A 21376-nucleotide genomic window follows, 5' to 3' on the forward strand; every position below is an offset into this window, starting at 1 on the left:
GGCCCCGGACTGCAACACGTTCTAGTATTTGGCGACCAGTTGTCGTCGACCCGGGGACGGATCGCATGAGGTTCACCTACGCCGAGGCCATGACCGACCCGTCCCACTACCTGCCGCTCGCGCGCGCCGCCGAGGCCGCCGGGTACACGAGCTTCTCCGTCGCCGACTCGCTCATCTACCCGAAGGAGTCCGACACCTCCTACCCGTACACCGAGACGGGCGACCGGGAGTTCCTGGAGGACAAAGCGTTCATCGAGACGTTCATCCTGATCGCGGCGATGGGCGCGGTGACCGAGCGCATCCGCTTCACCCCGTTCGTCCTCAAGCTCCCGGTGCGTCCGCCCGTCCTGGTGGCGAAGCAGGCGATGTCGATCGTCGGGCTGATCGGCGACCGCCTCGGGCTCGGCGTCGGCCTGAGCCCGTGGCCCGAGGACTTCACGGCCATGGGCGTCCCGTGGGAGCGCCGCGGTAAGCGGATGGACGAGGCCATCGACATCCTCCGCGGCCTCGCGACGGGCGAGTACTTCGAGTACCGCGGCGAGTTCTACGACATCCCCGCGATCAAGCTCAACCCGGCCCGTCCCGTCCCGATCCTCGTCGGCGGGCACAGCGAGCCCGCCCTGCGCCGCGCGGTCGTCCGCGGCGACGGCTGGATGCACGCGGGCGGCGGCGACGACCTCGACGCCCTCCTGACCAAGCTGAACGCGATCCGGGAAGCGGAAGGCAAGGCGAACGACCCCTTCGAGATCCACGTGATCTCGATGGACGCCTACACTCCCGACGGCGTGAAGCGCCTCGAGGACAAGGGCGTCACCGACGTGATCGTCGGCTTCCGCAACCCCTACCAGAAGGGCCCCGACACCGAACCCCTCGCGAAGAAGATCGAGCACCTCGAACGCTTCGCCGAGACCGTCATCGCCAAGGCGAACTGACCATCGACGACGAAACGAGAACAGGTTACGGTTCGCTCATGGAAGCCGTTACCTGGGACGCCCCCGACGCCGACCACCCCGCCCGCCGCGCCTCCCGCGCGTCCATGGCCGCCGTACTCGCCGAGGACAAGGACGCGTGGCTGAAGCTGTTCGCCCCCGACGTCCTTCTCGAAGACCCCGTCGGCCCGTCCTTCATGGACCCGTCCGGCGAGGGCCACCGAGGCCACGAGGGAATCGGCGCCTTCTGGGACAACTTCATCGCCACGGTCGCCGAGTTCCGGTTCCACATCCACGACTCGTTCGCCAACGGCGACAGCTGCGCCAACGTCACCACGATCACCACGACGATGGGCGACGGCGCCGAACTGACGATCGACTGCGTCCTGATCTACCGGGTCGACGACACGGGCCTCGTCACGTCCATGCGAGCCCACTGGGAACCCGACCGAGCCCTGAAGACCCGCCAGAAGCCGTCCCCCTGAGGCGTCAGCCGATTCGCGGCGCCGTCTGGAGCAGGCCCCAGGAGAACGCCGCGTTGTAGTCGCCTCCAGGCCCGGGGATTCCCCACTCGGAGAACGGGTGCCACGAGTCGCCGGGCTTGAGCGGGCCGAAGTGCTCCGATACCTCGTCGAGAGTGACCTGCCAAGGCGCGAGTTCCCCGGGGTGCGTCGGCATGGCGGGCGTCCCGCCCGTGGTCCGCACGAACTTCGCGTCCGTCCATATGCCGAATTCGTTGGCCGTCACCGTAAAGGTGAACGCGGGCCAACTGTCGAAGACGTGCCGGACGACCGTCGTGATGCGCCCATCGGCCTCGACCGTCTCCGGCGTCGTTTCCTCGCCCAGAATCTCCAGAAGCCGGTCAAGCTGCCCCGGCGCCAGCCGCGTCGCCTCGCTGACCTCGGCTCGCGTCCGCTCTGCCTGCCGGGGGGACGTGCCGAGCCGCCGCAACTCCCGGTTGCGCAGGCCGTCGTCACAAGCCATCGTCTGCAACAGGTAGATCTCGAATTCCATGGCGCTCAATGTTGCCTGGTGCGCCTGCGATGTGCGGTGTGGGAACGCGCGGAGGTGGGCCGCTCTCGGCCGCGACGTGTGGGGTGGTCCGGCCGCTTGGGGGCGGCCGGACCGGGGTGGGTCAGAGGTCGGTGGTGATGATTTTGTCGATGTTGCGTTCGGCGAGGGCGGTGATGGTGACGAAGGGGTTGACGGTGGTGTTGCCGGGGATGAGGGAGCCGTCGATCACGTAGAGGCCGGGGTGGCCGTGGAGGCGGCCGTGGTTGTCGGTGGCCTTGTTCAGGACGGCGCCGCCGAGCGGGTGGTACGTGAGGTGGTCGCCCCAGATCTTGTAGGCGCCGAAGAGGTCGGTCCGGTAGATCGTCCCCTCCTTGCGGTTGATCTTGTCGAAGATCGACTTGGCCATGTCGATGCTGGTCTGCTTCCAGGACGTCTGCCAGTTCAGGTCGACGCGGCTGCCGTTCCAGGTGAACTGGGCGCGGTGCGGGGTGTTGGTGATCGACAGGTAGAACGAGGCGTACGTCTCGATGCCGGTGGGGAGGGGCGCGACCTCGGCGAAGGCGCCGCCCTCGTCCCAGTTGTCGATGCCGACCGTGGGGATGGACGACTGGAGCGAGCCCGTCGCGTCCCACATGTGGTTGGCGCGGCCGCACATGACGTTGCCGTTGTCGCCCCAGCCCTTGCCGACCTCGCTGTTGAGGTTGGGGAGCGCGCCGGTCGCCTTCAGCTTCACGAGGAGCTTGCTGGTGCCGACGCTTCCGGCGGCGAAGAAGACGCGGTCGGCGGTCACGGTCTTGGTGGAGGTGACGTCGCCGCTCGTGTTGAGCTGCTCCATGGCGACCGTGTAGCCGCCGCCGGAGGCCGGTGCGACCGAGGTGACGCGGTGGAGGGGGGAGATGGTCACGCGGCCGGTCGCGGCGGCCTGGGCGAGGTAGGTCTGCTGGAGCGACTTCTTGCCGTGGTTGTTGCCGTAGAGGATCTCGGCGGCGAGGGCCGATCTGGGAACGTTCCCGAGGTCCTCCGCCTTCATGTAGCCGAAGTCGTACACGTTCGGGACGTAGACGAAGTCGAAGCCCGAGCGCTCGGCGTGCTTCCGGCCGACGCGCGCGTACTGGTAGCAGTCGGTGGTGTCGAACCAGGCGCGGTCGATCTGGTTGACGCCGAGGCCCGCGTTGGCGCGGGGGTAGTAGACGTCGTACATCTCGTCGGCGTCGACGGACGGGAGGACGGCGCCGAACCGTTCGCGTTTCGGGGTGACGGCCATGCCCCCGTTGACGAGCGAGCCGCCGCCGACGCCGCGGCCCTGGTAGACGGTGATGCCGCTGAATTCTTCGGCGTCGAGGATCCCGGTGTACCGGGGGACGTTCTTGTCGATCGGGAAGCCGAGGAAGTTGCTGAGGGGCTGCTTGGTGCGGGTCCGCAGCCAGAAGGAGCGGTGGTCCGGCGTCCGGGTGTTGGCGAAGATCTTGCCGTCGGGGCCGGGGGTGTCCCAGGACTGGCCCATCTCGACCATGTGCACGGGGACGCCGGCCTGGGCGAGGCGGAGGGCGGCGACGGAGCCGCCGTAGCCGGTGCCGATGATCAGGACCGGAACGTGCGATCCGTTGCCGATCGCGGCGGCGGCGGAGGCGGGACGGGCGAGCAGTCCGAGTCCCAGGATGGAACCGGTTCCAGCGATGAATCCGCGGCGCGAGACGCCACGTGCCTTGCTTACGGGCAGCGATGGGTCACTCATGTGAGCTCCCTCACTATGGGGTGGGTTGGAACAGGTTCTACCTCGGAGGTGAAGGAAAAGCCACAACGTACGCGAGGGTAACTTTTGTTCGATCACTCACCCGGAGTGACCGATTACGGTCGGTAAACCAAATGCTTGCTTGGCAAGCGATCCGGGCCCTGTTAGCCTCCGCCGTATGATCTCCACGGTCGTCTGGGGCACCGGAAACGTTGGTCGGCTCGCCCTCCGGGCCGTCGAGGCCCACCCCGCACTGAAGCTCACCGGCGTGATCGTCCACGATCCCGGCAAGGTCGGCCGCGACGCCGGCGACCTCGGCGGACTCGGCCGCGACCTCGGCGTCGCGGCCACCGACGACGTCGGCGCGGTACTGGACGAGCGCCCCGGGGCCGTCGTGTACGCCGCGTCCGGCGACGTCCGTCCGGACGAGGCGCTCGCCGACATCCTGCGCGCGATCCGGGCCGGCGCCGTCGTCGTGACGCCCGCCCTGTACGCGCTCTACGACCAGCGCAGTGCCCCGGAGGAGATGCGGGAGGCGGTGCTCGCGGCGGTCGCGGAGGGCGGCGGCTCCCTGCTCGTCTCCGGCGTCGACCCCGGCTGGGGCAACGACGTCCTGCCGCTGATGATCAGCGGACTGGGCACCACCGTGGACGTCGTCCGGTGCCAGGAGATCTTCGACTACACCACCTACGACCAGCCCGACTCGGTGCGCTACCTCGTCGGGATGGGGCAGCCGATGGACTACGAGCCGCCGATGCTGGCGCCGTCCGTCCCGTCCATGGTGTGGGGCGGGCAGGTGCGGCTGATCGCGCGGGGGCTCGGCGTCGAGCTCGACGAGGTCCGGGAGACGGTGGAGCGTCGCCCGCTGGACGCCACGGTGACGACGGAGCTGATGGGCGAGTTCGAGAAGGGCACGCAGGGCGCCGTGCGGTTCGAGGTGCAGGGCGTCGTGGGGGGCGAGCCCCGCATCGTGATCGAGCACGTCACCCGCATCCACCCGTCCTGCGCCCCCGACTGGCCCGTGCCGCCGTCCGGCGACGGCGCGCACCGCGTGATCATCGAGGGCGATCCGCGCATCGAGGTCACGGTCGAGGCCGTCGACGCGAGCGGCAACCGGGCGGCGGGCGGGAACGCCACCGCGGTCGGACGCCTCGTCGGTGCGATCGACTGGCTCGTCGAGAACGACCCCGGACTGTACGACGCGCTCGACGTCCCGATGCGTCCGGCGACCGGCAAGCTCGGAAGGACCGCGCGATGAACATCGACATCCCCGAGGGCAAGGACCCGATCGAGTACGTGTGGGGCGAGATGGTGCCGGGCATCGGCCCCGCCGCCGCGAACTTCTCCCTGTCGGTGTACGCCCACACGACGCTCGGCCTCCGCGAGTTCGAGGCGGCGCGGCTGCGGATCGCCCAGATCAACGGCTGCGTCTTCTGCCTCGACTGGCGGACGGACAAGGACGGCGAGAAGGTCGAGGACGGCTTCCTCGACGCCGTGACCGAGTGGCGGACGACCGACGCGTTCGACGACCGCACCCGCCTCGCCGCCGAGTACGCCGAACGGTACGCGCTCGACCACCACGGCCTCGACGACGAGTTCTGGGCCCGGATGACCGCGCACTACAGCCAGCTCGAGATCGTCGAGCTGAGCATGAGCATCGGCTCCTGGCTCGCGTTCGGCCGCCTCAACCACGTGCTCGGACTCGACGCCATGTGCATGCTGCCGCGGCATCGGACGGACGTGCGGGGCTAGCGCGCCGCACGTGCCCTGCGTCCGACCGGCCTGCGGCGGAGCGCCGGGACGGCGATGAGGAACGCGGCCAGGAGCGCGAGGCCCGTGCCGAGGAGGGCGAGGCCCGCGGTGCGCCGCTCTCCCGTCGAGCCGACGATGGCGTCGTCCGGGTTCCGGGAGTCGTAGACGACGTCGACGGTGTCGCCCCGGTCGGCGACCCCGCTCGTCCAGAAGGTGCGGCGGACGCCGCCGGCGTCGGCGAACTCCACCCGGTAGGAGGCGTTGCCGCCGCCCTTCGAGCCGGCGAGGCCCCGCGTCTCCAGGACGGTGCCGTCGGCGCGCACCCGGTGCCCGTCGAGCGCCGCGGCGCTGGACATGTACCCGATCCCGGCGGTCACGCAGAGGACGCCGCAGGCCAGGAGGATGAGGGGGATCGCCAGGATCCGGAGTCGTGCGCTGACGGCGCTCATGCGGAGACATAAGCACCGTCAGGCCCGGCGGATCAACCGTCCCCGCTAGTCGGCGGCCGGGAGTTTGTCGGGGTTCGTCACCGTGTAGATGCCGGTGATGTGGTCGCCGTCGAGGTCGAGGACCATGACGGCGAAGGGCGCGTCGCCCGCGAACAGGACGGCGGACGGGTCGCCGTTGACGGTGCGGTAGTCGATGTCGAGGTCGATCTCGCGGGCCTGGCGGGGCGCGGTCGCGGCGAGGGTGCGGGCGACGCGGTCGCGGCCGTGGATCGGGCGCAGCGGGCTCCCGGGGCTGCCCCCGGCGTCCATCCACAGCGTGACGTCCGGGGCGAGAATCTCCAGGAGCGTGCCGATGTCGCCGCCGAGCGCCGCGCGCAGGAACCGTTCGGTGGCCTGCCGCCGGACGTGCGGGTCCGCGGTGTACCGGGGGCGGCGGGCGTGGACGTGCGCGCGGGCGCGGCGGGCGAGCTGCCGGACGGCGGACGGCGAGCGGTCCAGGATCGCGGCGATCTCGGCGTGCGGGTAGCCGAACACCTCGTGCAGGACGAACACGGCCCGTTCGAGCGGGCTGAGCGTCTCCAGCACGACGAGCAGGGCCATCGAGACGGCCTCGGTGCGCTCGGCGGACTCGTCGGCGCCCGCGACGAGCGGGTCGGGCAGCCACGGGCCGATGTAGGTCTCGCGGCGGCGGCTGATCGCGGCCTGCCGGGCGAGGGCCGCGTTGACGGCGACGCGGACGAGGTAGGCGCGGGGGTTCGTCACCTCGGGGCGTTCGCGGGACGCCCAGGCGAGCCAGGCGTCCTGCAGGACGTCCTCGGTGTCGGCGACGCTGCCGAGCAGGTTGTAGACGACGGAGAAGAGCAGTTCGCGGTGGTCGGCGAAGACGCGTGTGGCGGTGTCGTGTTCGGTGATGCCGGTGGCCTCCATGCCTGTGAGAGGGGACGCGACGGGACGAGTGTGACATCGGCCCGCTGTGACGTGGGTCTCACGCGGGCGATGTCACCGGCGGAGGTCCGGACGCCCGCCGCCGCTAACCGGGGCGGGCGTCCGGCGGCGCCCGGACCAGGAGGGTCCCCGCGAGCACCACCAGTCCCGACAGCATGAGGACGAACTGGGCCGGGGCCATCCCGAACGGCGTGGCGTCCGCGCCGTCCAGGAGGTCGGCCGCCAGGCCCGACAGCAGCGCGGCGAGCGCCAGGCCGAACCGCAGCGTCGCGTGGAAGGCGGTGAGGGCGAGGTTGCGGTCCCCGCCGCCGAGCCGTTCCTGCAGGTAGGTGATCCCGCCGACGAGCGCGCTGGTGGCGCCCGCGCCGAACAGGACCGCGCCGGCGAACGACCACGCCGGCGACGCGAGCGCCCCCATCAGCGCGATCACCACGCCCTGCACCATCGTCCCGGTCCGGATCTGCGACAGCAGGTTCCAGCCCTTGCGGTGGACGAGCAGCAGGCCGATGAGCGCGCCGACGCCGAACAGCACGACGAGCGCGCCGAACCCGACCGCGCCCGCGCCCAGCACGTTCCGGACGAACACCACGCCGAGGGAGAACAGGGCGCCGAGGCCGAGGGCGATGACGGCGACGCCCGGGAGCACGCCCCGCACGGTCGGCAGCCGCAGCGCCGCGACGAACCCGCGCTGCGCGTCCGTCCCCCGCTCCGCCGCCTCCCGCTCCGTCGCCCGCCGCTCGTGCGGGCCCGGCCCGAGGTCCGGGATCGACCGGACCGCGACGTACGACGCCAGGTAGGTCAGCGCGTTGAACCAGAAGACCACGACGTAGCGCCAGTGGCCCTCCCAGCCCGCCTGGTTCGACGCCCACAGGATCAGCCCGAACGCGCCCGCGCCCACCGGGATCATCCCGTAGGACGTCGCCATCGTGATGCCGTTCGCGACCTCCAGCGTGCTCGTGTCGTGCTCGTCCTCGTCGTCCTCGATGAGGAACGGGACGGCCGCGTCCCGGGCCGGCAGGAAGATCAGCCCCACGACCTCGATGAGGAACGCCCAGAAGTACACCCACCACAGGAACGGCAGCAGCGGCAGCGTCACCGCCATCCCCGCCCTGATCAGGTCGGACGTCAACATCACGCTGCGGCGCCGCCACCGGGTCACCACCCGCGCGGCGAGCGGCGCGCCCAGCGCGGACGGCAGCAGCCGCAGCACCAGCACCCCGCCGACGGCCGTCGTGGAGCCGGAGATCTCCAGCACGAAGTACATCAGCGCGAGGGTGCCCATCCAGTCGCCGAACGACGAGATGGCCTGGCCGACGATGAGCCGCCGGAAGTCCCGGCGGTTCAGCCGATCCTTGAGTCCCATGCGGGCTCCATCCCCGGTCCGTCGCCCTCCCGCGCGTCGCGCGCGCCGGTCGGGGAGCCGCGCAGCAGGGCGGCGAGGCGCGCCGCGGCGCCGTCCCAGCTCCATTCCGCGCGCGTCCAGGCACGACCCGCCGCGCCGAGCGCGCGGGCGCGTCCGGGATCGGCCAGCAGCCGGTGCAGCGCGAGGGCCAGCTCGTCCGGGCCGCGGGACGCGTCGACGAGCACGCCCGTCCGCCCGTCCACGAGGGACTCGGGGCTGCCGCCCGACCGGCCGACCACCACCGGGAGCCCGGACGCGGACGCCTCGAGCGTCGACAGCCCCAGCCCCTCGGTCTGCAGCCCGCGGCGGTCGTCCCGGCAGGGCAGCGCGAACACGTCGGCGGCCGCGTAGTACAGCGGCAGGTCGTCGGCGGACACCGGGCCCGTCACGGTGACGGACCCGGGCGCGGTGCGCTCGCCCAGCTCGGTGAGGCGGCGCAGCATCGGGCCGTCCCCGACGATGACGAGCCGCGCGTCCGGCCGCCGCCGCACCACGTCCGCCCACGCCCGGATCAGCGTGTCGTGGCCCTTGCGGCGGACGAGCCGCGCCACGCTGAGCACCACCGGACCGGACCCGAGCGCGTGCCGCCGCCGGATCCCCGAGCCGTCCAGACCCGGCCGGAACCGGTCGGTGTCGACGGCGCCCGCGAGCCGCACGAGCCGGGTGCGGCCGCCGAGCGCGTCCTCCAGCTCGGGCAGCGTGGACGCGCACAGGTGCGTGAGGGCGTCGAACGACCCGGCCGCCGCGCGCAGCGCCGCCCGCGTCGGCGCCGCCCGGAACCAGCCGAGCTCCTGCCCGTGCGTCGACCCGACGAGCCGCCGCACCCCCGCCGCCCGGACGAACGGCGCGTACATCGCGAACGGGGCGGCGGCGGTGATCCACCCGGCCTCGATCCGGTGCCGCGCGACGAGCCGCCGCAGCCCGCGGAACAGCAGGTACCCGTGCCGCCGGACGACCGGGAACGGCAGGCCCGCGTCGAACTCCGCGGCCCCCGCCCACGCGGGCGCCACCACGACCAGCCGGTCGGCGGGCAGCCGCCGCACCAGCTCCCACGTGAACGTCTGCACCCCGCCCGGCTCCGGGGGGAAATGCCCGGTCAGCACCAGGGTCCGCGGGATCTCCATGCCGACACGCTTCCCCCGCAGCCGCCCGCCATGCACGCCCCGTACGGGCCCGGCGACCGAGCGTCATGCCCGTCCACGGCACGCCGGCGGGGGACGGCCGCGCCCGCATCGACGCCCGCGAACGGCTCCGCCCGGACTCCCGCGAGCCCGTACGCCCCGATTTCGTCGGGCCTTCACCCGTTCGCCGGCCCGTCCGGCCCGGCGGTCTTCATCCGCCGTTCGTCGGGCGTCCGGTCAGCGGATGATGACGCGGTCCTTCGGGGCCTCCGGGTCCGACTTCCAGCCGTCGTGGCCGGAGTCCGCGCGCCACGCCCGGCCCGCGTGCCGCACCTCGGTCAGCCCGTACACCTGCGCGTGCGTCACCGCCCACGACGCGACCGCCCAGCCGATCCGCTCGCCCGGCACCGCCAGCGCCGTCCACGGCTGCGACGCCGCGCCGGACGCCTTCAGGCCGCCGCCGAACGCCCGCCGCATCTCCCGTACGGCCTCGTCCCGGCGCGGCTCGGTCCGCTCGTCCGGCGGGAACCAGCACCGCGCGGTCGCCGGCTCCTTGCCGGTGAACGCCGCCGCCAGCAGCTCGCCCTCCGGCTCGTGCTGCTGGTACAGGGACCCGTCCGCGCTGCGCTGCACCTCCTGCGCCGCGATGTGCAGGTCCTTGTCGAGGTAGTCCTTCACCTGGACGAGCCCGTCGAAGAACTTGCTCGTCGTCACCACCGGGTCGCGGAGCTGCTCCGGCGTGCCCCAGCCCTGCGACGGGCGCTGCTGGAACATGCCGACCGAGTCGCGGTCGCCGCCCGCCAGGTTCCGCAGGTGCGACTCCTGGATCGCGGTCGCGTACGCGATCACCACGGCCCGTTCCGGCAGCTCCTTGCGGAACGCCACCGCCGCGATCGTGGACGCGTTCGCGCCCTGCTCCAGGCTCAGCGACATCTTCCCCGCGGCCGTGCTCACCTCGCAGCCCGTCCCGTGCAGGTACGGCCGCGTCCACTGGTACGTCGCGTACCCGCCCCCGCCGAGCACGACCACGAAGACGGACGTGATGACGGCCCAGCGCCGACGGCGGCGCGGCACGCCCCCGCCCGGTCCCTCCGCGGGACGCGACTTCGACCTCGCCCATACAGCCACGCGAAGACCGTACCGGGAACAGGCCACCAGTAAGCTCAGGGAACATGACCGAAACGTTCACCAGCCCGATCTCCGACGGCATCGACGAGCTGTGGGAGCGGCGCGCCGACCTCACGCCGGACGACACCGACGCGCGCGCCGCCATCACCGCGGCCGTCGACCAGCTCGACACCGGCGAGGCCCGCGTGGCCTTCGTCGACCCCGCGACCGACGAGGTCGTCGTGGACGAGCGCGCGAAGCGGTCGATCCTGCTCAGCTTCAAGGTGCTCGGCATGGTGCGTTCGCAGGTCGGCGACTTCCGGTACCACGACCGCATCCCGCTGAAGAGCCGCCTCGACGGCGTCCGCGTCGTCCCCGGCGCGATCGCCCGCTGGGGCGCCTACCTCGCACCGGGCGTCGTCCTCATGCCGTCCTTCACGAACTTCGGCGCCTACGTCGACTCCGGCACCATGGTCGACACCTGGGCCACCGTCGGCTCGTGCGCCCAGATCGGCAAGAACGTCCACCTGTCCGGCGGCGTGGGCATCGGCGGCGTGCTGGAGCCCCCGAACGCCAAGCCCGTCATCGTCGAGGACGAGGCCATGATCGGCAGCCGGTCGATGATCGTCGAGGGCGCCCGGGTGGGCAAGGGCGCCGTCGTCGGCTCGGGCACGAACCTGTCGGCGTCCATGCCGGTCATCGACGTCGAGACCGGCGAGGAGATCAGCCGCGGCCGCATCCCGGACTGGTGCGTCGCCGTCGGCGGCACCCGCACCAAGGAGTTCAAGGGCGGCACGTTCGGCCTCCCCGCGGTGCTCATCCTCAAGCGCCTCGAAGAGGGCCAGCGCCACAACAAGGCGGAGCTGAACGACATCCTCCGCGATCACGGCCTCGGCTGACGCCCGCACGCCGCGCGGCCTCCGGGCGCCGAGCGCCCTCCGGCCGCGCGAACCCATCCCACACCCCTCCCCGCAGGGGCCCGGGCGGGTCAGGGGTAGGGGTAGGGGTGTTCGGTGATCTTCAGGGTGTGGGGGGTCAGGGCGGCGAGGGACGCGGCGTAGCCGGGGCCGGGGGTCAGGTCGGCGAGCCGGACGGGCGTGACGGCGGCGTCGTCGTCCCAGCTCAGGACCTCGGGGGCGGTGTCGGGCGGGGAGAGGTGCAGGGCGGTCATGGGGGCCGCCAGGCCGTGGCCGGTGGCCTTCAGGACGGCCTCCTTGCGGCTCCAGTAGACGTGGAACGCGCGTTTGCGCCGTTCGGGCGTCAGGGCGGTGAGCGCGTCGCGTTCGGGGGCGGCGAGCACCATCTCGGCGAGGCGGTCGATGTCGCGGTCGCTCTCGCGTTCGACGTCCACGCCGACCTGCACGCCCTCGGCGACGGCCAGGACGACGCGGTCGCCGGAGTGCGAGAGCGAGAAGTCGATGTCGTGGCCCGGGAGGCGGGGCTTGCCGTGGTCGGCGCCGCAGTGCGGGCACTCGGTGGTGAACGCGATGGCCTCGGGGGCGAGGCCGGTGCGGGCGGCGAGGGCGGCGCGGGCGAGGAAACGGCCGGTGACGAAGCGGGCCTTGTCCTCGGGACGGGCGAAGCGGTCGTAGCGGGCACGTTCGGCGGCGGGCAGCAGGTCGCGCATGTGCGGCTCGTCGGCGGGGGCCGACCAGTGCACCTGGATGGGCGTCTCCACGCCGGTGATCCTATGCCGCGTACGCTTGTCGGCCATGCGGCTTGATCTGTTCTCGGACGTGGCGGACCTGACGGCGGCGATCGTCGACATCGAGTCGGTGAGCGGCGGGGAGGGGCCGCTCGCGGACGCGGTCGAGGAGGCGCTGCGGGCGCTGCCGCACCTCGCGGTCGAGCGGGTGGGGCACAACGTCGTCGCGCGCACGGAACTCGGGCGCGCGGAACGGGTCGTCCTGGCCGGGCACCTCGACACCGTGCCGCTGAACGGGAACCTGCCGTCGCGGGTCGACGGCGACCGCCTGTACGGGTGCGGCACCACCGACATGAAGAGCGGCGTCGCCGTCGCGCTCAAGCTCGCGGCGACCGTGACCGGGCCGACGCGCGACATCACGTTCGTGTTCTACGAGTGCGAGGAGATCGAGGCGTCGCGCAACGGGCTGCGGCGGCTCGCCGCCGACCGTCCCGAGCTGCTCGCGGGCGACTTCGCCGTCCTGATGGAGCCGACGGGCGCGCTGATCGAGGGCGGCTGCCAGGGCACCATGCGGGTGGAGGTCACGGCCACGGGGGAGCGGGCGCACAGCGCGCGCGCCTGGATGGGGTCGAACGCGATCCACTCGGCCGGACGCATACTGGACGTCCTGCGCGCCTACGAGCCCACGCGTCCGATCGTGGACGGGCTCGAGTACCGCGAGGGCCTGAACGCGGTGTTCGTCCGCGGCGGCGTCGCGGGGAACGTCATCCCGGACGAGTGCGTCGTGACGGTGAACTACCGGTTCGCGCCCGACAAGTCGCTCGATGAGGCCGAGGAGTACCTTCGGCGAATCTTCGACGGGTTCGCGGTGAAGGTCACGGACGCCTCGCCCGCGGCGCGCCCGGGGCTGACGCACCCGGCGGCGGACGCGTTCGTCCGGGCGGCCGGTGCGGAGGTCCGGGCGAAGCTCGGCTGGACGGACGTCGCGCGGTTCGCCGAACTGGGCGTGCCGGCCGTCAACTACGGGCCGGGGGAGCCGACGCTCGCGCACACGAAGGACGAGTACGTCGAGATCCCGCTGATCGCCGACTGCGAGCGCCGCATGCGCGCGTGGCTCACCGCCTGAGCCGCGTCCGCGTGCCCCGCGCTCCGGCCGCCGGCGAACGCGAACCGGCGGGAAAACCGGGAGGTGGGCGTACCCGGCGCGCCATTACGGTGGGGTCATGACATCCGAAGACACCCGCCGATCCCGGCGGCAGGGGCCCGCCATGCTCCGCGGGCGCGCCGTCCCCCCGACGACCACCGACCAGCGGCTGCTCGACGCGCGCGGCCCGGCCGACTGGGTGCACGAGGACCCGTGGCGGGTGCTGCGCATCCAGGCCGAGTTCGTGGAGGGCTTCGGGCTGCTGGCGGAGCTGCCGAAGGCGGTCAGCGTGTTCGGCAGCGCCCGCACCAAGCCGGGCACGCCCGAGTACGAGATGGCCGTCGACATCGGCGCCCGGCTGCACGACGCCGGGTACGCGGTGATCACCGGGGGCGGCCCGGGCATCATGGAGGCGGCCAACAAGGGCTGCGACGAGAACGGCGGCCTGTCGGTCGGGCTCGGCATCGAGCTGCCCTTCGAGCAGAAGCTGAACGACCACATCGACATCGGCCTCGAGTTCCGGTACTTCTTCGTCCGCAAGACGATGTTCGTGAAGTACTCGCAGGCGTTCGTGGTGCTGCCGGGCGGGTTCGGGACGCTGGACGAGCTGTTCGAGGCGATCACGCTCGTCCAGACCAAGAAGATCACCCGGTTCCCGATCGTCCTCGTCGGCACCGAGTTCTGGAGCGGCCTCCTCGACTGGGTCCGCACCGCGATGCTGCCGTCGGCGAAGATCTCCCCCGAGGACCTGGACCTGATCCACCTCACCGACGACGCGGACGAGGTCGTCAAGGTGATCGTCGACGCGCACCTCCAGCAGGAGCGGCTCATGCAGGAGCGGGCGGCGGTCGAGGAGACGGCGGAGCAGGGAGTGGACGGCACGTGAGCGAGTCCCTCGCGGTCTGCGTCTTCTGCGCGTCCAGCAGCAAGATCGACCCCCGTTTCCTCGACCTCGCGACCGAGGCCGGCGCCGAGCTGGCGCGGCGCGGCCACAGCCTGGTCAGCGGCGGCGCCCAGGTGTCCTGCATGGGCGCCGTCGCGCGCGCCGCGCGGGCCGGCGGCGCCCGCACCGTCGGCGTGATCCCCGAGAACCTGGTCGACCTCGAGATCTCCGACGAGGAGAACGACGAGCTGATCGTCACCCCCGACATGCGGACCCGCAAGGGCGAGATGGACCGCCGCAGCGACGCGTTCCTCGTCCTGCCCGGGGGCATCGGGACGCTCGAGGAGCTGTTCGAGATCTGGACGGCACGCACCCTCGGCATGCACGACAAGCCGATCGTCGTCCTCGATCCCGTCGGCGTCTACGAGCCGCTGCGCGAGCTGATGAAGGGGCTCGCGGAGCACGGCTTCACCCGCCCGAAGACGTTCGACGCGGTGAGCTGGGCCTCGACCGTCCCCGAGGCGTTCGACCTGCTCGAACGCTCCCAGGTCCGGATCGAGGCGACCCCCGAGGACTACGCCGAGGCCGAACTGTAGGGCGTCCCGCCCTGGGGCGCGAGGGGCCGCATCCGGTCCCGGAGGCGTGATCTCCGCCGGCGGGGAAGGAGCCTCTGCGGAGGTGGGTCCTTGAACGGCGTGACCAGGGTGAAGGCGTGCGCGGTGGCGGTCGCGGGCGGGTTGCTGCTCGCGGGGTGCACCGGCGGCGGGGACGGCAGCGGGGGCGGCGGGGGCGGCGGGAGCGCGGCGCCGGCCGGTGCGGGCACGCCCGTCCCGGCGACGGGCGCGGCGGCGGGCCTGCAGGAGCAGTACCAGCGGATCGTCGACGCCGTCCTGCCCTCGGTCGTGAAGATCGAGACCGATCGGGGCGAGGGCTCCGGGGTCGTGTTCGACGGGCAGGGGCACATCGTCACGAACGCGCACGTCGTCGCGGGTGCGCGGCGCATCCGGGTGACGGCCGCGAGCGGCGGCGCGCGGATGGACGCGCGGCTCGTCGGGGCGTTCCCGCCGGACGACCTCGCCGTCGTCAAGGTGGACGGCGCGTCCCTGAAGCCCGCGGCGTGGGCCGACTCGAGCAAGGCGCAGGTCGGGCAGATCGTGCTCGCGATGGGCAATCCGCTCGGGCTCGCCGGGAGCGTGACGAACGGGATCGTGTCGGCGCTGCACCGGACGGTGTCGACGCAGGGCGAGGGCGACTTCCAGGGCTCGACCATCGCCGACGCGATCCAGACGAGCGCGCCGATCAACCCCGGCAACAGCGGCGGGGCGCTCGTCACGCTGACCGGCGAGGTGATCGGCGTGCCGACCGCCGCGGCGTCCGACCCGTCGATCGGCGGCGCGGCGAACGGGATCGGGTTCGCGACGCCGAGCGACACGGTGCAGCGGATCGTCCCGCAGCTGATCCGGAGCGGCGAGGTGACGAACTCCGGACGGGCGGCGCTCGGCGTGGTCGTCCGGACGATCGTCGACCCGGAGAGCGGGCGGGAGTCGGCGGTCGCGGTCGTGGAGGTGCTGGAGGGCGGCGGCGCCGCCGGGTCGGGGATCGCGGCGGGGGACCTGATCCTCGCCGTGAACGGGACGCCGACGCCGAACCAGACGGCGCTGACGACGGTGCTGGCGAACCTGGAACCGGGACAGAACGTCACCGTGAAACTTCGCAAACCGGACGGAACGGAGCGGCAAGTGAAGGTGACGCTCGGTGAGCTCCCGGCGTCCGACCGGCCCTGATCTCGTCAAAGGATCAACTGTGTCCTGGGGGTTTCCCGATCCGCGTCCGCTCGTTCACTTCCGATTCAGCATGGCGGAGAAGGCTCCCGCGTGATCCCCTCACGCGATCCCTCACTAAGGAGCGTTCATGTCCGTCACCCGTCGTGGAGTGATGAAGGGCGGCGCCGTCGGCGCGATGTCCATCGCGATGGCCGGCAGCCTCGACGCCATTTTCCAGACCTCCGCGGTCGCCGACACCGGAGCCGGCGAAGCCTACGGTTACGGCCCGCTCGTCCCCGACCCCAAGGGCGTTCTCGACCTGCCCCAGGGCTTCTCCTACAAGGAGATCTCCGTCGAGGGCAGCGAGATCTCCGGCGGCGGCCGCGTGCCCGGCCGCCACGACGCCATGGGAACGTTCCCGACCGGCAAGAACAACGAGCTGCTGGTGGTCCGCAACCACGAGCAGACCGCCAGCGGCGTCAAGCCCACCGCCCCGGACGAGCTGGTGTACGACCCGGCGGCGTTCGGCGGCACCACCACGATGCTGCTGAAGAACGGCGACGAGCTGCAGTCGCAGTACGTCAGCCTCGCCGGCACGTCCACGAACTGCGCCGGCGGCGTCACCCCGTGGGGCACCTGGCTGACCTGCGAGGAGACCGAGGGCTTCAACGGCGAGACCAAGAGCCACGGCTGGGTGTTCGAGGTCGACCCGTACGGCCGCCGCACCAAGCCGGAGCCGCTGAAGGAGATGGGCCGCTTCGCGCACGAGGCCGTCTGCATCGACCCGCACACCCTCACCGCGTACCTCACCGAGGACGCGTCCGGCCCGTTCGGCCTGTTCTACCGGTTCCGTCCCCGCGCCCACCGCGGCGACTACCACGCGTACATGCAGGGCGGCCGTCTCGAGGCCGCCTACGTCCGGGGCGTCCCGGACCTGTCGCTCATCGACGAGCCCGGCACGAAGCTGCACGTCCGCTGGAAGGCCATCCCGGACAAGTACGCCAAGCAGACCCCGATCCGCGAGCAGTTCGGCGACGAGATGACCCGCACGCAGAAGCTCGAGGGCTGCTGGTGGGGGCACGGCAAGGCGTGGTTCACGGCCAGCTTCGCCTACAAGTCCGACGGCGCCGCCCGCGACCACAAGGGCCAGGTCTGGACGTACGACCCGAAGACCAACGAGTTCGAGCTGCAGCTCATCTTCAAGGCCGACTCGAAGTTCGACGGCCCGGACAACATCGTCGTCTCCCCCTACGGCGGCGGCGTGATCATCGCCGAGGACGGTGACGGCGCGCAGCACCTCGTCGGCACCACGAAGGACAACAAGCCCTTCGCGTTCGCCCGCAACGCCGCCAACGGCAGCGAGTTCTGCGGCGTGACGTTCTCGCCCGACGGCCGCACCCTGTACGCCAACCGGCAGAGCGGCCCCGGCGTGACGTTCGCCATCACCGGCCCGTGGAACAAGATCCGCGGCTGACCTAGGCCAGCCCGCGCCGGGTCTCCGCCGGGGGCCGCTCCCCCCGGATGGAGGCCACCATGTCCAGGACGTCGCGCACGGCGGCGGCCTGCGACGCGGGGACGCGCAGCGCCCGCGCCCCCGCCCACGCGTAGACGGACGCCGCGGCCAGCAGCCCGGGATCGGGCTCCCGCGCGTCCGTCTCCAGCGTGACCAGCACCTTCTCCCCGGCGGCGGCCAGGTCCGCGACCCGGCCCGCCGGGGGCGCGGTGCCCGCGTCCACGATCCCGTCCGGCACCCGCGCGTCCGGTTCCAGCAGCGTCACCGGCTCATGCTTCCCCATGCCCCCAAGCGTGGCACGATCTGTTCGGGGGACGATCGCGCGCCCCCGGCGGCCGGATGTTCCGGCGGCCCCGCCGCGTAGACTGATCGGAGCATGATCGTGTTCGTCGTCCTCGGGCTGGCGGCCGTCGCCGTGCTGGGCGCGGTCGTCCTGCTCGCCATGGGCCGGGGCGGGGAGCTCGCGGCGGCGCACCCCGACCATCCGCGGCTCACGCTCGGCGCCGAGGGGTGGCCCGTCACCCAGGCCGACGTCGCGTACCTGCGGCTGCCGCGCACCCTGTGGGGCTACCAGCCCGACCTGACCGACGAGGCCGTGCGGCGCCTCGCCCGCGCGCTGGCCGACCGCGACGCCGAGATCGACGCGCTGCGGCGGGAGAACGCCGAGCTGCGGCTCCGCGGCGGCGAATCGGTCGGCGCCCTGTACGGGCTGCGCGAGAGCACCGGCCCGAACGCCCTCCCGTCCGACGACGTCCCCCCGGACGCCGGCGAGCCGCGCGACGACCGGACGGCGGTCGACGCCGAGGAGGAGGACGAGCGGCCGTGACGACCGCGATCACCGGTGCCGACGGACTCGCCCGCTGCCCGTGGGGCGCGGGCCCGCCCGACTACCTCGCCTACCACGACGAGGAGTGGGGCCGTCCCGTCCGCGACGACCAGGGGCTCTACGAGCGGCTGTGCCTGGAGGCGTTCCAGTCGGGGCTGTCGTGGCTGACGATCCTGCGCAAGCGCGAGGGGTTCCGGGCCGCGTTCTGCGGCTTCGACCCCGAGAAGGTCGCCGCGTTCGGGACGGACGACGTGGAGCGGCTGCTCGCGGACGCGGCGATCGTCCGGAACCGGGCGAAGATCGAGGCGGCGATCGGGAACGCCCGCGCCGCGCTCGACCTGCCCGGCGGGCTCGCGGCGACCGCGTGGCGCTACGCCGACCCCGACGCCCCCGGGCACGCCGACACGGCCGACGTGCCCGCCTTCACCGACGGCTCGAAGGCGCTCGCGAAGGAGCTGAAGCGGCACGGGTTCCGGTTCGTCGGGCCCACCACCGCCTACGCGCTCATGCAGGCGTGCGGCCTGGTCGACGACCACCTGATCGGCTGCCACCGCCGCGGCGCCCACCGCTGAGCCGCCCCCGGGTCACTCGGCCCGGGTCGCGGCCAGCACCGGGACGCCGGACGCCCGCCGCGCGGGCAGCGCGGACGTCGCCAGCGTCACCACGGCCGCGCCCGCGACGATCAGGGCGAACAGCCACCAGGGCGCCGTCGGCCGCAGGAACGAGCTGCCCGTCACCGCGTGCAGCACGCCCATCGTGCCGAGCGCGGCCCCGATCCCCAGCAGGCTGCCGAGCAGGACGACCGTGGCGGCCTCCCACCGGACGATCGTGCGGATCTGCGGCACCGTCGCGCCGACCGCGCCGAGCAGCCCGAACTCGCGGGTGCGCTCGCCGACGCTCATCGACACGGTGGTGGCCATCCCGAACAGCGCGAGGACCAGCGCCATGCCGATGAACCCGTACAGGACCGTCAGCCCGTTGGTCATCCCGTCGACGGTCGCGTCGAGGTAGGCGTCCCGGTCGAGGACCTCCGCGCCCGGGACGTCCGCGACCGCGCGGGCGAGCGCCGCCCGGTCGCCGCCGCGCACCAGCACCGCCTGCGCCGCCGCGCCGGGGGCGAGCCGGTCCATGGCGGCGGGCGCCACCAGGGCCTGGTCGGCGAACAGGTGGGACGGGTCGTGGTAGGCGCCCGCGACCGTCAGCGCCACGCGCCCCGCCTCGCCCCGCAGCACCAGCCGGTCGCCCGCGTCCAGGCCGTGCGCCTCCATGACCGCCGAGGACAGCCCGATCTCGCCGGGGCCGAGCGGCCGCAGGCTCCCGCCGAGGTCGAGGGTCGCGCGCAGGTCCCGCTGCTCCGCGCCCGTCACCATGAGGTACGGCACGGTGAGCTCGGACGCCCCGACGATCGTGGCGTTCGTCATCGTCAGGGCCGTCGCGGACGTCACGCCCGGGACGTCCGCGAGGCGTCCGGCGAGGTCGCGGGGCAGTGCGCCGCCGCGGTCGGACGCGGCACCGGTGGCCGCGATCGCGTGGTCGGCCCGCAGCACCTCCCGGCCCGCCTCCCCGAACCGGTCGTTCACCGACAGCATCAGCAGCGCGGTGGCGCCGACCAGCGCGACGCCGAGCATGAGCGACGACGCGGCGGACGACACCCGGCGCGGGCTGCGGGTGATCGTGGCGCGGGCGAGCCGCCCCGCCTCCCCGCTCACGGCCGTCCCCACCCGCCCGACGAGCCCGCCGAGCGGGCCCACGAAGAACGGCGCGAGGACGGCGAGCGCCGCCACGGTCGTCATGGAGCCGAACAGCACGAGGACCGCGACGCCCATCGTCCGCTCCATCCCGGGCGGCTCCTCGTACTGCACGACGATCGCGGGCCCGAAGAACATCCACGCGCAGGCGAACACGGCGAGCGCGCCGACGAGCCGGGGCCACCTGCGGCCCTCGGCCCCGGTGCTCGCCGCCCGCAGCGCCTGCATCGGCGACACCGCGGCGGCCCGCCGCGCCGCCCGTCCCGCCGCGAGCTGGGTGACCAGCAGCCCGGCCGCGACGGGCACCGCCAGCGCGACCCAGCCGACCTGCGCGTCCGCGGCGGAGATGTCGAAGCCGTCCGCGGCGAACAGCCGGGTCAGCAGCGCCGACACCGGGTAGCCGACGAGCAGCCCGCCCAGCGACGCGACGGCGCCGACGGCCAGCGCCTCCAGCCGGATCAGCCGCTTCAGCTGCCGCGGGGTGGCGCCGATCGCGCCGAGCAGCGCCAGCCGCGGCGTCCGCTGCCGGACGAGCGCGCCGAACGTGTTCGCCACCACGAACAGGCCGACGAACACCGCCACCGACGCGAGCATCCCGATCGCGCCGCCCACCGACACCCCGGTCGACCGCAGGTCCGCCGAATGCGAGTCCCGCACGTCCTTCGCCGTCCGGACGGTCGCGTCGCCCTTCAGCTCGCGGGCCAGCCGCCCGCGCAGCTCACCGGCCCCGACGCCGGGCGCGGCGCCGACCCAGACCGTCTGCCACACGCCCGGCTCCAGCCCGGCCGCGCGCCGCACGGTCTCCGGCGGCGCCAGCACCAGGTCGCCGGACGCGACCGCGTCGCGGCCCTGCACGGTGACGATCCCGACGACCGTCATCGTCCGGACCCGGTCCGGCAGCAGCACCGACAGCGCGTCGCCGGTGCCGACCTCCCCGGCCCGCGCGACGTGCCGGGTGACCGCGACCTCCCCGTCCCGCGCGGGCGCCCGCCCCGACTCCAGCCGGTACGCGTTCAGCGACGGCTCCGCGATCCACGGGCGCAGCGTCGTGCCCGCACCGGCCGGCGGGAGCACCGGCTCCCCGTCCCGCCCGCTCACGGTGACCGGCACCCGCGCGTCCCCGGCCGCCGCCGCGACCCCCGGACGGCCCGCGACCGCGCCGAGCGCGATCCGCCCGTCCGGCGTCGCGTACAGGTCGCCCGGGTCGGACTCGCCGGCCTGCACCACCACGTCCGTCCGGGCGAACTCGCTGGCGTCGCTGCCCGACACCGCCGCCTGCGCCCGCAGCGCGAACTGCAGCGACCCGGCGATCAACCCGATCGCGAACACGCCCGCGAGCAGCGTCGCGACCAGCCGTCCCCACCCCTCCGCGAACGAGCGCCGCGCGATGAGCCACATGGCGG

At 73.2% G+C, this 21376-nt stretch carries 22 protein-coding genes; 12 read left to right on the forward strand and 10 right to left on the reverse strand.

Going from position 1 to position 21376, the window contains the following annotated elements:
• Window positions 1-65 precede the first annotated feature (65 nt).
• Together AB0L25_RS10015 and AB0L25_RS10020 are read left to right on the forward strand one after the other, a co-directional pair.
• Window positions 66-932, forward strand: coding sequence for a TIGR03619 family F420-dependent LLM class oxidoreductase (locus AB0L25_RS10015; RefSeq protein WP_500170457.1), 867 nt, complete (start codon window positions 66-68; stop codon window positions 930-932).
• Between the two features lie 38 nt (window positions 933-970).
• Window positions 971-1414, forward strand: coding sequence for a nuclear transport factor 2 family protein (locus AB0L25_RS10020; RefSeq protein WP_500170458.1), 444 nt, complete (start codon window positions 971-973; stop codon window positions 1412-1414).
• 4 nt (window positions 1415-1418) lie between these two features.
• Here the strand turns inward: AB0L25_RS10020 and AB0L25_RS10025 are convergent, their stop codons facing one another.
• Both AB0L25_RS10025 and AB0L25_RS10030 read right to left on the reverse strand, forming a co-directional pair.
• Window positions 1419-1943, reverse strand: a complete 525-nt coding sequence (locus AB0L25_RS10025; RefSeq protein ID WP_500170460.1) for a hypothetical protein — start codon at window positions 1941-1943, stop codon at window positions 1419-1421.
• 121 nt (window positions 1944-2064) lie between these two features.
• On the reverse strand, window positions 2065-3678 hold the full coding sequence (locus tag AB0L25_RS10030; protein WP_500170462.1) for a GMC oxidoreductase: 1614 nt from the start codon (window positions 3676-3678) through the stop codon (window positions 2065-2067).
• Between the two features lie 175 nt (window positions 3679-3853).
• Between AB0L25_RS10030 and AB0L25_RS10035 the strand changes: the two genes are divergently transcribed.
• Together AB0L25_RS10035 and AB0L25_RS10040 are read left to right on the forward strand one after the other, a co-directional pair.
• Window positions 3854-4933: an NAD(P)H-dependent amine dehydrogenase family protein gene (locus AB0L25_RS10035; RefSeq protein WP_500170463.1), complete on the forward strand. Its 1080-nt coding sequence runs from the start codon at window positions 3854-3856 to the stop codon at window positions 4931-4933.
• Window positions 4930-5427: a carboxymuconolactone decarboxylase family protein gene (locus AB0L25_RS10040; protein ID WP_500170465.1), complete on the forward strand. Its 498-nt coding sequence runs from the start codon at window positions 4930-4932 to the stop codon at window positions 5425-5427. Before AB0L25_RS10035 ends, AB0L25_RS10040 begins: the two co-directional genes overlap by 4 nt.
• On the opposite strand, the gene AB0L25_RS10045 is transcribed toward AB0L25_RS10040, so the two are convergent.
• From AB0L25_RS10045 to AB0L25_RS10065, 5 genes are all read right to left on the reverse strand, one after another.
• On the reverse strand, window positions 5424-5876 hold the full coding sequence (locus AB0L25_RS10045) for a DUF3592 domain-containing protein (RefSeq protein WP_500170466.1): 453 nt from the start codon (window positions 5874-5876) through the stop codon (window positions 5424-5426). The genes AB0L25_RS10040 and AB0L25_RS10045 overlap by 4 nt on opposite strands.
• A 45-nt stretch (window positions 5877-5921) precedes the next feature.
• Window positions 5922-6803 (reverse strand): RNA polymerase sigma factor SigJ, encoded by an 882-nt coding sequence (gene sigJ / locus AB0L25_RS10050; protein WP_500170468.1) that lies wholly within the window; start codon window positions 6801-6803, stop codon window positions 5922-5924.
• Between the two features lie 103 nt (window positions 6804-6906).
• A complete protein-coding gene (locus AB0L25_RS10055) occupies window positions 6907-8184 on the reverse strand; it encodes an MFS transporter (protein ID WP_500170470.1) in 1278 nt (425 codons plus the stop codon).
• On the reverse strand, window positions 8163-9347 hold the full coding sequence (locus tag AB0L25_RS10060; protein ID WP_500170471.1) for a glycosyltransferase family 4 protein: 1185 nt from the start codon (window positions 9345-9347) through the stop codon (window positions 8163-8165). Before AB0L25_RS10060 ends, AB0L25_RS10055 begins: the two co-directional genes overlap by 22 nt.
• Before the next feature lie 234 nt (window positions 9348-9581).
• On the reverse strand, window positions 9582-10472 hold the full coding sequence (locus AB0L25_RS10065; protein WP_500170473.1) for a hypothetical protein: 891 nt from the start codon (window positions 10470-10472) through the stop codon (window positions 9582-9584).
• 44 nt (window positions 10473-10516) lie between these two features.
• Between AB0L25_RS10065 and AB0L25_RS10070 the strand changes: the two genes are divergently transcribed.
• On the forward strand, window positions 10517-11350 hold the full coding sequence (locus AB0L25_RS10070; RefSeq protein ID WP_500170474.1) for a 2,3,4,5-tetrahydropyridine-2,6-dicarboxylate N-succinyltransferase: 834 nt from the start codon (window positions 10517-10519) through the stop codon (window positions 11348-11350).
• 89 nt (window positions 11351-11439) lie between these two features.
• Here the strand turns inward: AB0L25_RS10070 and AB0L25_RS10075 are convergent, their stop codons facing one another.
• Window positions 11440-12129 (reverse strand): 4'-phosphopantetheinyl transferase family protein, encoded by a 690-nt coding sequence (locus AB0L25_RS10075; protein WP_500170476.1) that lies wholly within the window; start codon window positions 12127-12129, stop codon window positions 11440-11442.
• Between the two features lie 34 nt (window positions 12130-12163).
• On the opposite strand from AB0L25_RS10075, the gene dapE reads away from it, so the two are divergent.
• The 5 genes from dapE to AB0L25_RS10100 all read left to right on the forward strand — a co-directional run bounded on the left by dapE (window position 12164) and on the right by AB0L25_RS10100 (window position 17360).
• Window positions 12164-13222 carry a succinyl-diaminopimelate desuccinylase gene (gene dapE, locus AB0L25_RS10080; RefSeq protein WP_500170478.1) on the forward strand — a complete coding sequence of 353 codons (1059 nt, stop codon included), beginning with the start codon at window positions 12164-12166 and terminating at the stop codon, window positions 13220-13222.
• A gap of 97 nt (window positions 13223-13319) precedes the next feature.
• Window positions 13320-14126 carry an LOG family protein gene (locus AB0L25_RS10085; RefSeq protein ID WP_500170479.1) on the forward strand — a complete coding sequence of 269 codons (807 nt, stop codon included), beginning with the start codon at window positions 13320-13322 and terminating at the stop codon, window positions 14124-14126.
• Window positions 14123-14719, forward strand: a complete 597-nt coding sequence (locus AB0L25_RS10090; RefSeq protein ID WP_500170481.1) for an LOG family protein — start codon at window positions 14123-14125, stop codon at window positions 14717-14719. The genes AB0L25_RS10085 and AB0L25_RS10090 overlap by 4 nt, the downstream gene beginning before the upstream one ends.
• A 99-nt stretch (window positions 14720-14818) precedes the next feature.
• Window positions 14819-15907 (forward strand): S1C family serine protease, encoded by a 1089-nt coding sequence (locus AB0L25_RS10095; RefSeq protein WP_500170483.1) that lies wholly within the window; start codon window positions 14819-14821, stop codon window positions 15905-15907.
• 127 nt (window positions 15908-16034) lie between these two features.
• Entirely contained in the window at window positions 16035-17360 is a 1326-nt protein-coding gene (locus AB0L25_RS10100; RefSeq protein ID WP_500170485.1) for an alkaline phosphatase PhoX, read from the forward strand.
• A gap of 1 nt (window position 17361) precedes the next feature.
• On the opposite strand, the gene AB0L25_RS10105 is transcribed toward AB0L25_RS10100, so the two are convergent.
• On the reverse strand, window positions 17362-17682 hold the full coding sequence (locus AB0L25_RS10105; protein ID WP_500170487.1) for a hypothetical protein: 321 nt from the start codon (window positions 17680-17682) through the stop codon (window positions 17362-17364).
• 93 nt (window positions 17683-17775) lie between these two features.
• Between AB0L25_RS10105 and AB0L25_RS10110 the strand changes: the two genes are divergently transcribed.
• Window positions 17776-18225 (forward strand): hypothetical protein, encoded by a 450-nt coding sequence (locus AB0L25_RS10110; protein WP_500170488.1) that lies wholly within the window; start codon window positions 17776-17778, stop codon window positions 18223-18225.
• The gene (locus tag AB0L25_RS10115) at window positions 18222-18797 is read left to right on the forward strand and encodes a DNA-3-methyladenine glycosylase I (protein WP_500170490.1); all 576 of its coding nucleotides are present in this window, start codon (window positions 18222-18224) and stop codon (window positions 18795-18797) included. The genes AB0L25_RS10110 and AB0L25_RS10115 overlap by 4 nt, the downstream gene beginning before the upstream one ends.
• A gap of 12 nt (window positions 18798-18809) precedes the next feature.
• Here AB0L25_RS10115 and AB0L25_RS10120 read toward each other — a convergent pair whose 3' ends face one another.
• Window positions 18810-21371 carry an FtsX-like permease family protein gene (locus tag AB0L25_RS10120; protein ID WP_500170491.1) on the reverse strand — a complete coding sequence of 854 codons (2562 nt, stop codon included), beginning with the start codon at window positions 21369-21371 and terminating at the stop codon, window positions 18810-18812.
• Between the last annotated feature and the right edge of the window lie 5 nt (window positions 21372-21376).

The sequence above is a fragment of the Spirillospora sp. NPDC052242 genome, assembly GCF_040679555.1.
In the GTDB taxonomy this organism is placed as follows: domain Bacteria; phylum Actinomycetota; class Actinomycetes; order Streptosporangiales; family Streptosporangiaceae; genus Spirillospora.

Coding starts and splice junctions, on each gene's coding strand:
- AB0L25_RS10015 (WP_500170457.1), top strand. CDS start 66: ATGAGGTTCACCTACGCCGAGGCCATGACCGACCCGTCCCACTACCTG.
- AB0L25_RS10020 (WP_500170458.1), top strand. CDS start 971: ATGGAAGCCGTTACCTGGGACGCCCCCGACGCCGACCACCCCGCCCGC.
- AB0L25_RS10025 (WP_500170460.1), bottom strand. CDS start 1,943: ATGGAATTCGAGATCTACCTGTTGCAGACGATGGCTTGTGACGACGGC.
- AB0L25_RS10030 (WP_500170462.1), bottom strand. CDS start 3,678: ATGAGTGACCCATCGCTGCCCGTAAGCAAGGCACGTGGCGTCTCGCGC.
- AB0L25_RS10035 (WP_500170463.1), top strand. CDS start 3,854: ATGATCTCCACGGTCGTCTGGGGCACCGGAAACGTTGGTCGGCTCGCC.
- AB0L25_RS10040 (WP_500170465.1), top strand. CDS start 4,930: ATGAACATCGACATCCCCGAGGGCAAGGACCCGATCGAGTACGTGTGG.
- AB0L25_RS10045 (WP_500170466.1), bottom strand. CDS start 5,876: ATGAGCGCCGTCAGCGCACGACTCCGGATCCTGGCGATCCCCCTCATC.
- sigJ (WP_500170468.1), bottom strand. CDS start 6,803: ATGGAGGCCACCGGCATCACCGAACACGACACCGCCACACGCGTCTTC.
- AB0L25_RS10055 (WP_500170470.1), bottom strand. CDS start 8,184: ATGGGACTCAAGGATCGGCTGAACCGCCGGGACTTCCGGCGGCTCATC.
- AB0L25_RS10060 (WP_500170471.1), bottom strand. CDS start 9,347: ATGGAGATCCCGCGGACCCTGGTGCTGACCGGGCATTTCCCCCCGGAG.
- AB0L25_RS10070 (WP_500170474.1), top strand. CDS start 10,517: ATGACCGAAACGTTCACCAGCCCGATCTCCGACGGCATCGACGAGCTG.
- dapE (WP_500170478.1), top strand. CDS start 12,164: ATGCGGCTTGATCTGTTCTCGGACGTGGCGGACCTGACGGCGGCGATC.
- AB0L25_RS10085 (WP_500170479.1), top strand. CDS start 13,320: ATGACATCCGAAGACACCCGCCGATCCCGGCGGCAGGGGCCCGCCATG.
- AB0L25_RS10100 (WP_500170485.1), top strand. CDS start 16,035: ATGTCCGTCACCCGTCGTGGAGTGATGAAGGGCGGCGCCGTCGGCGCG.
- AB0L25_RS10105 (WP_500170487.1), bottom strand. CDS start 17,682: ATGGGGAAGCATGAGCCGGTGACGCTGCTGGAACCGGACGCGCGGGTG.
- AB0L25_RS10110 (WP_500170488.1), top strand. CDS start 17,776: ATGATCGTGTTCGTCGTCCTCGGGCTGGCGGCCGTCGCCGTGCTGGGC.
- AB0L25_RS10120 (WP_500170491.1), bottom strand. CDS start 21,371: ATGTGGCTCATCGCGCGGCGCTCGTTCGCGGAGGGGTGGGGACGGCTG.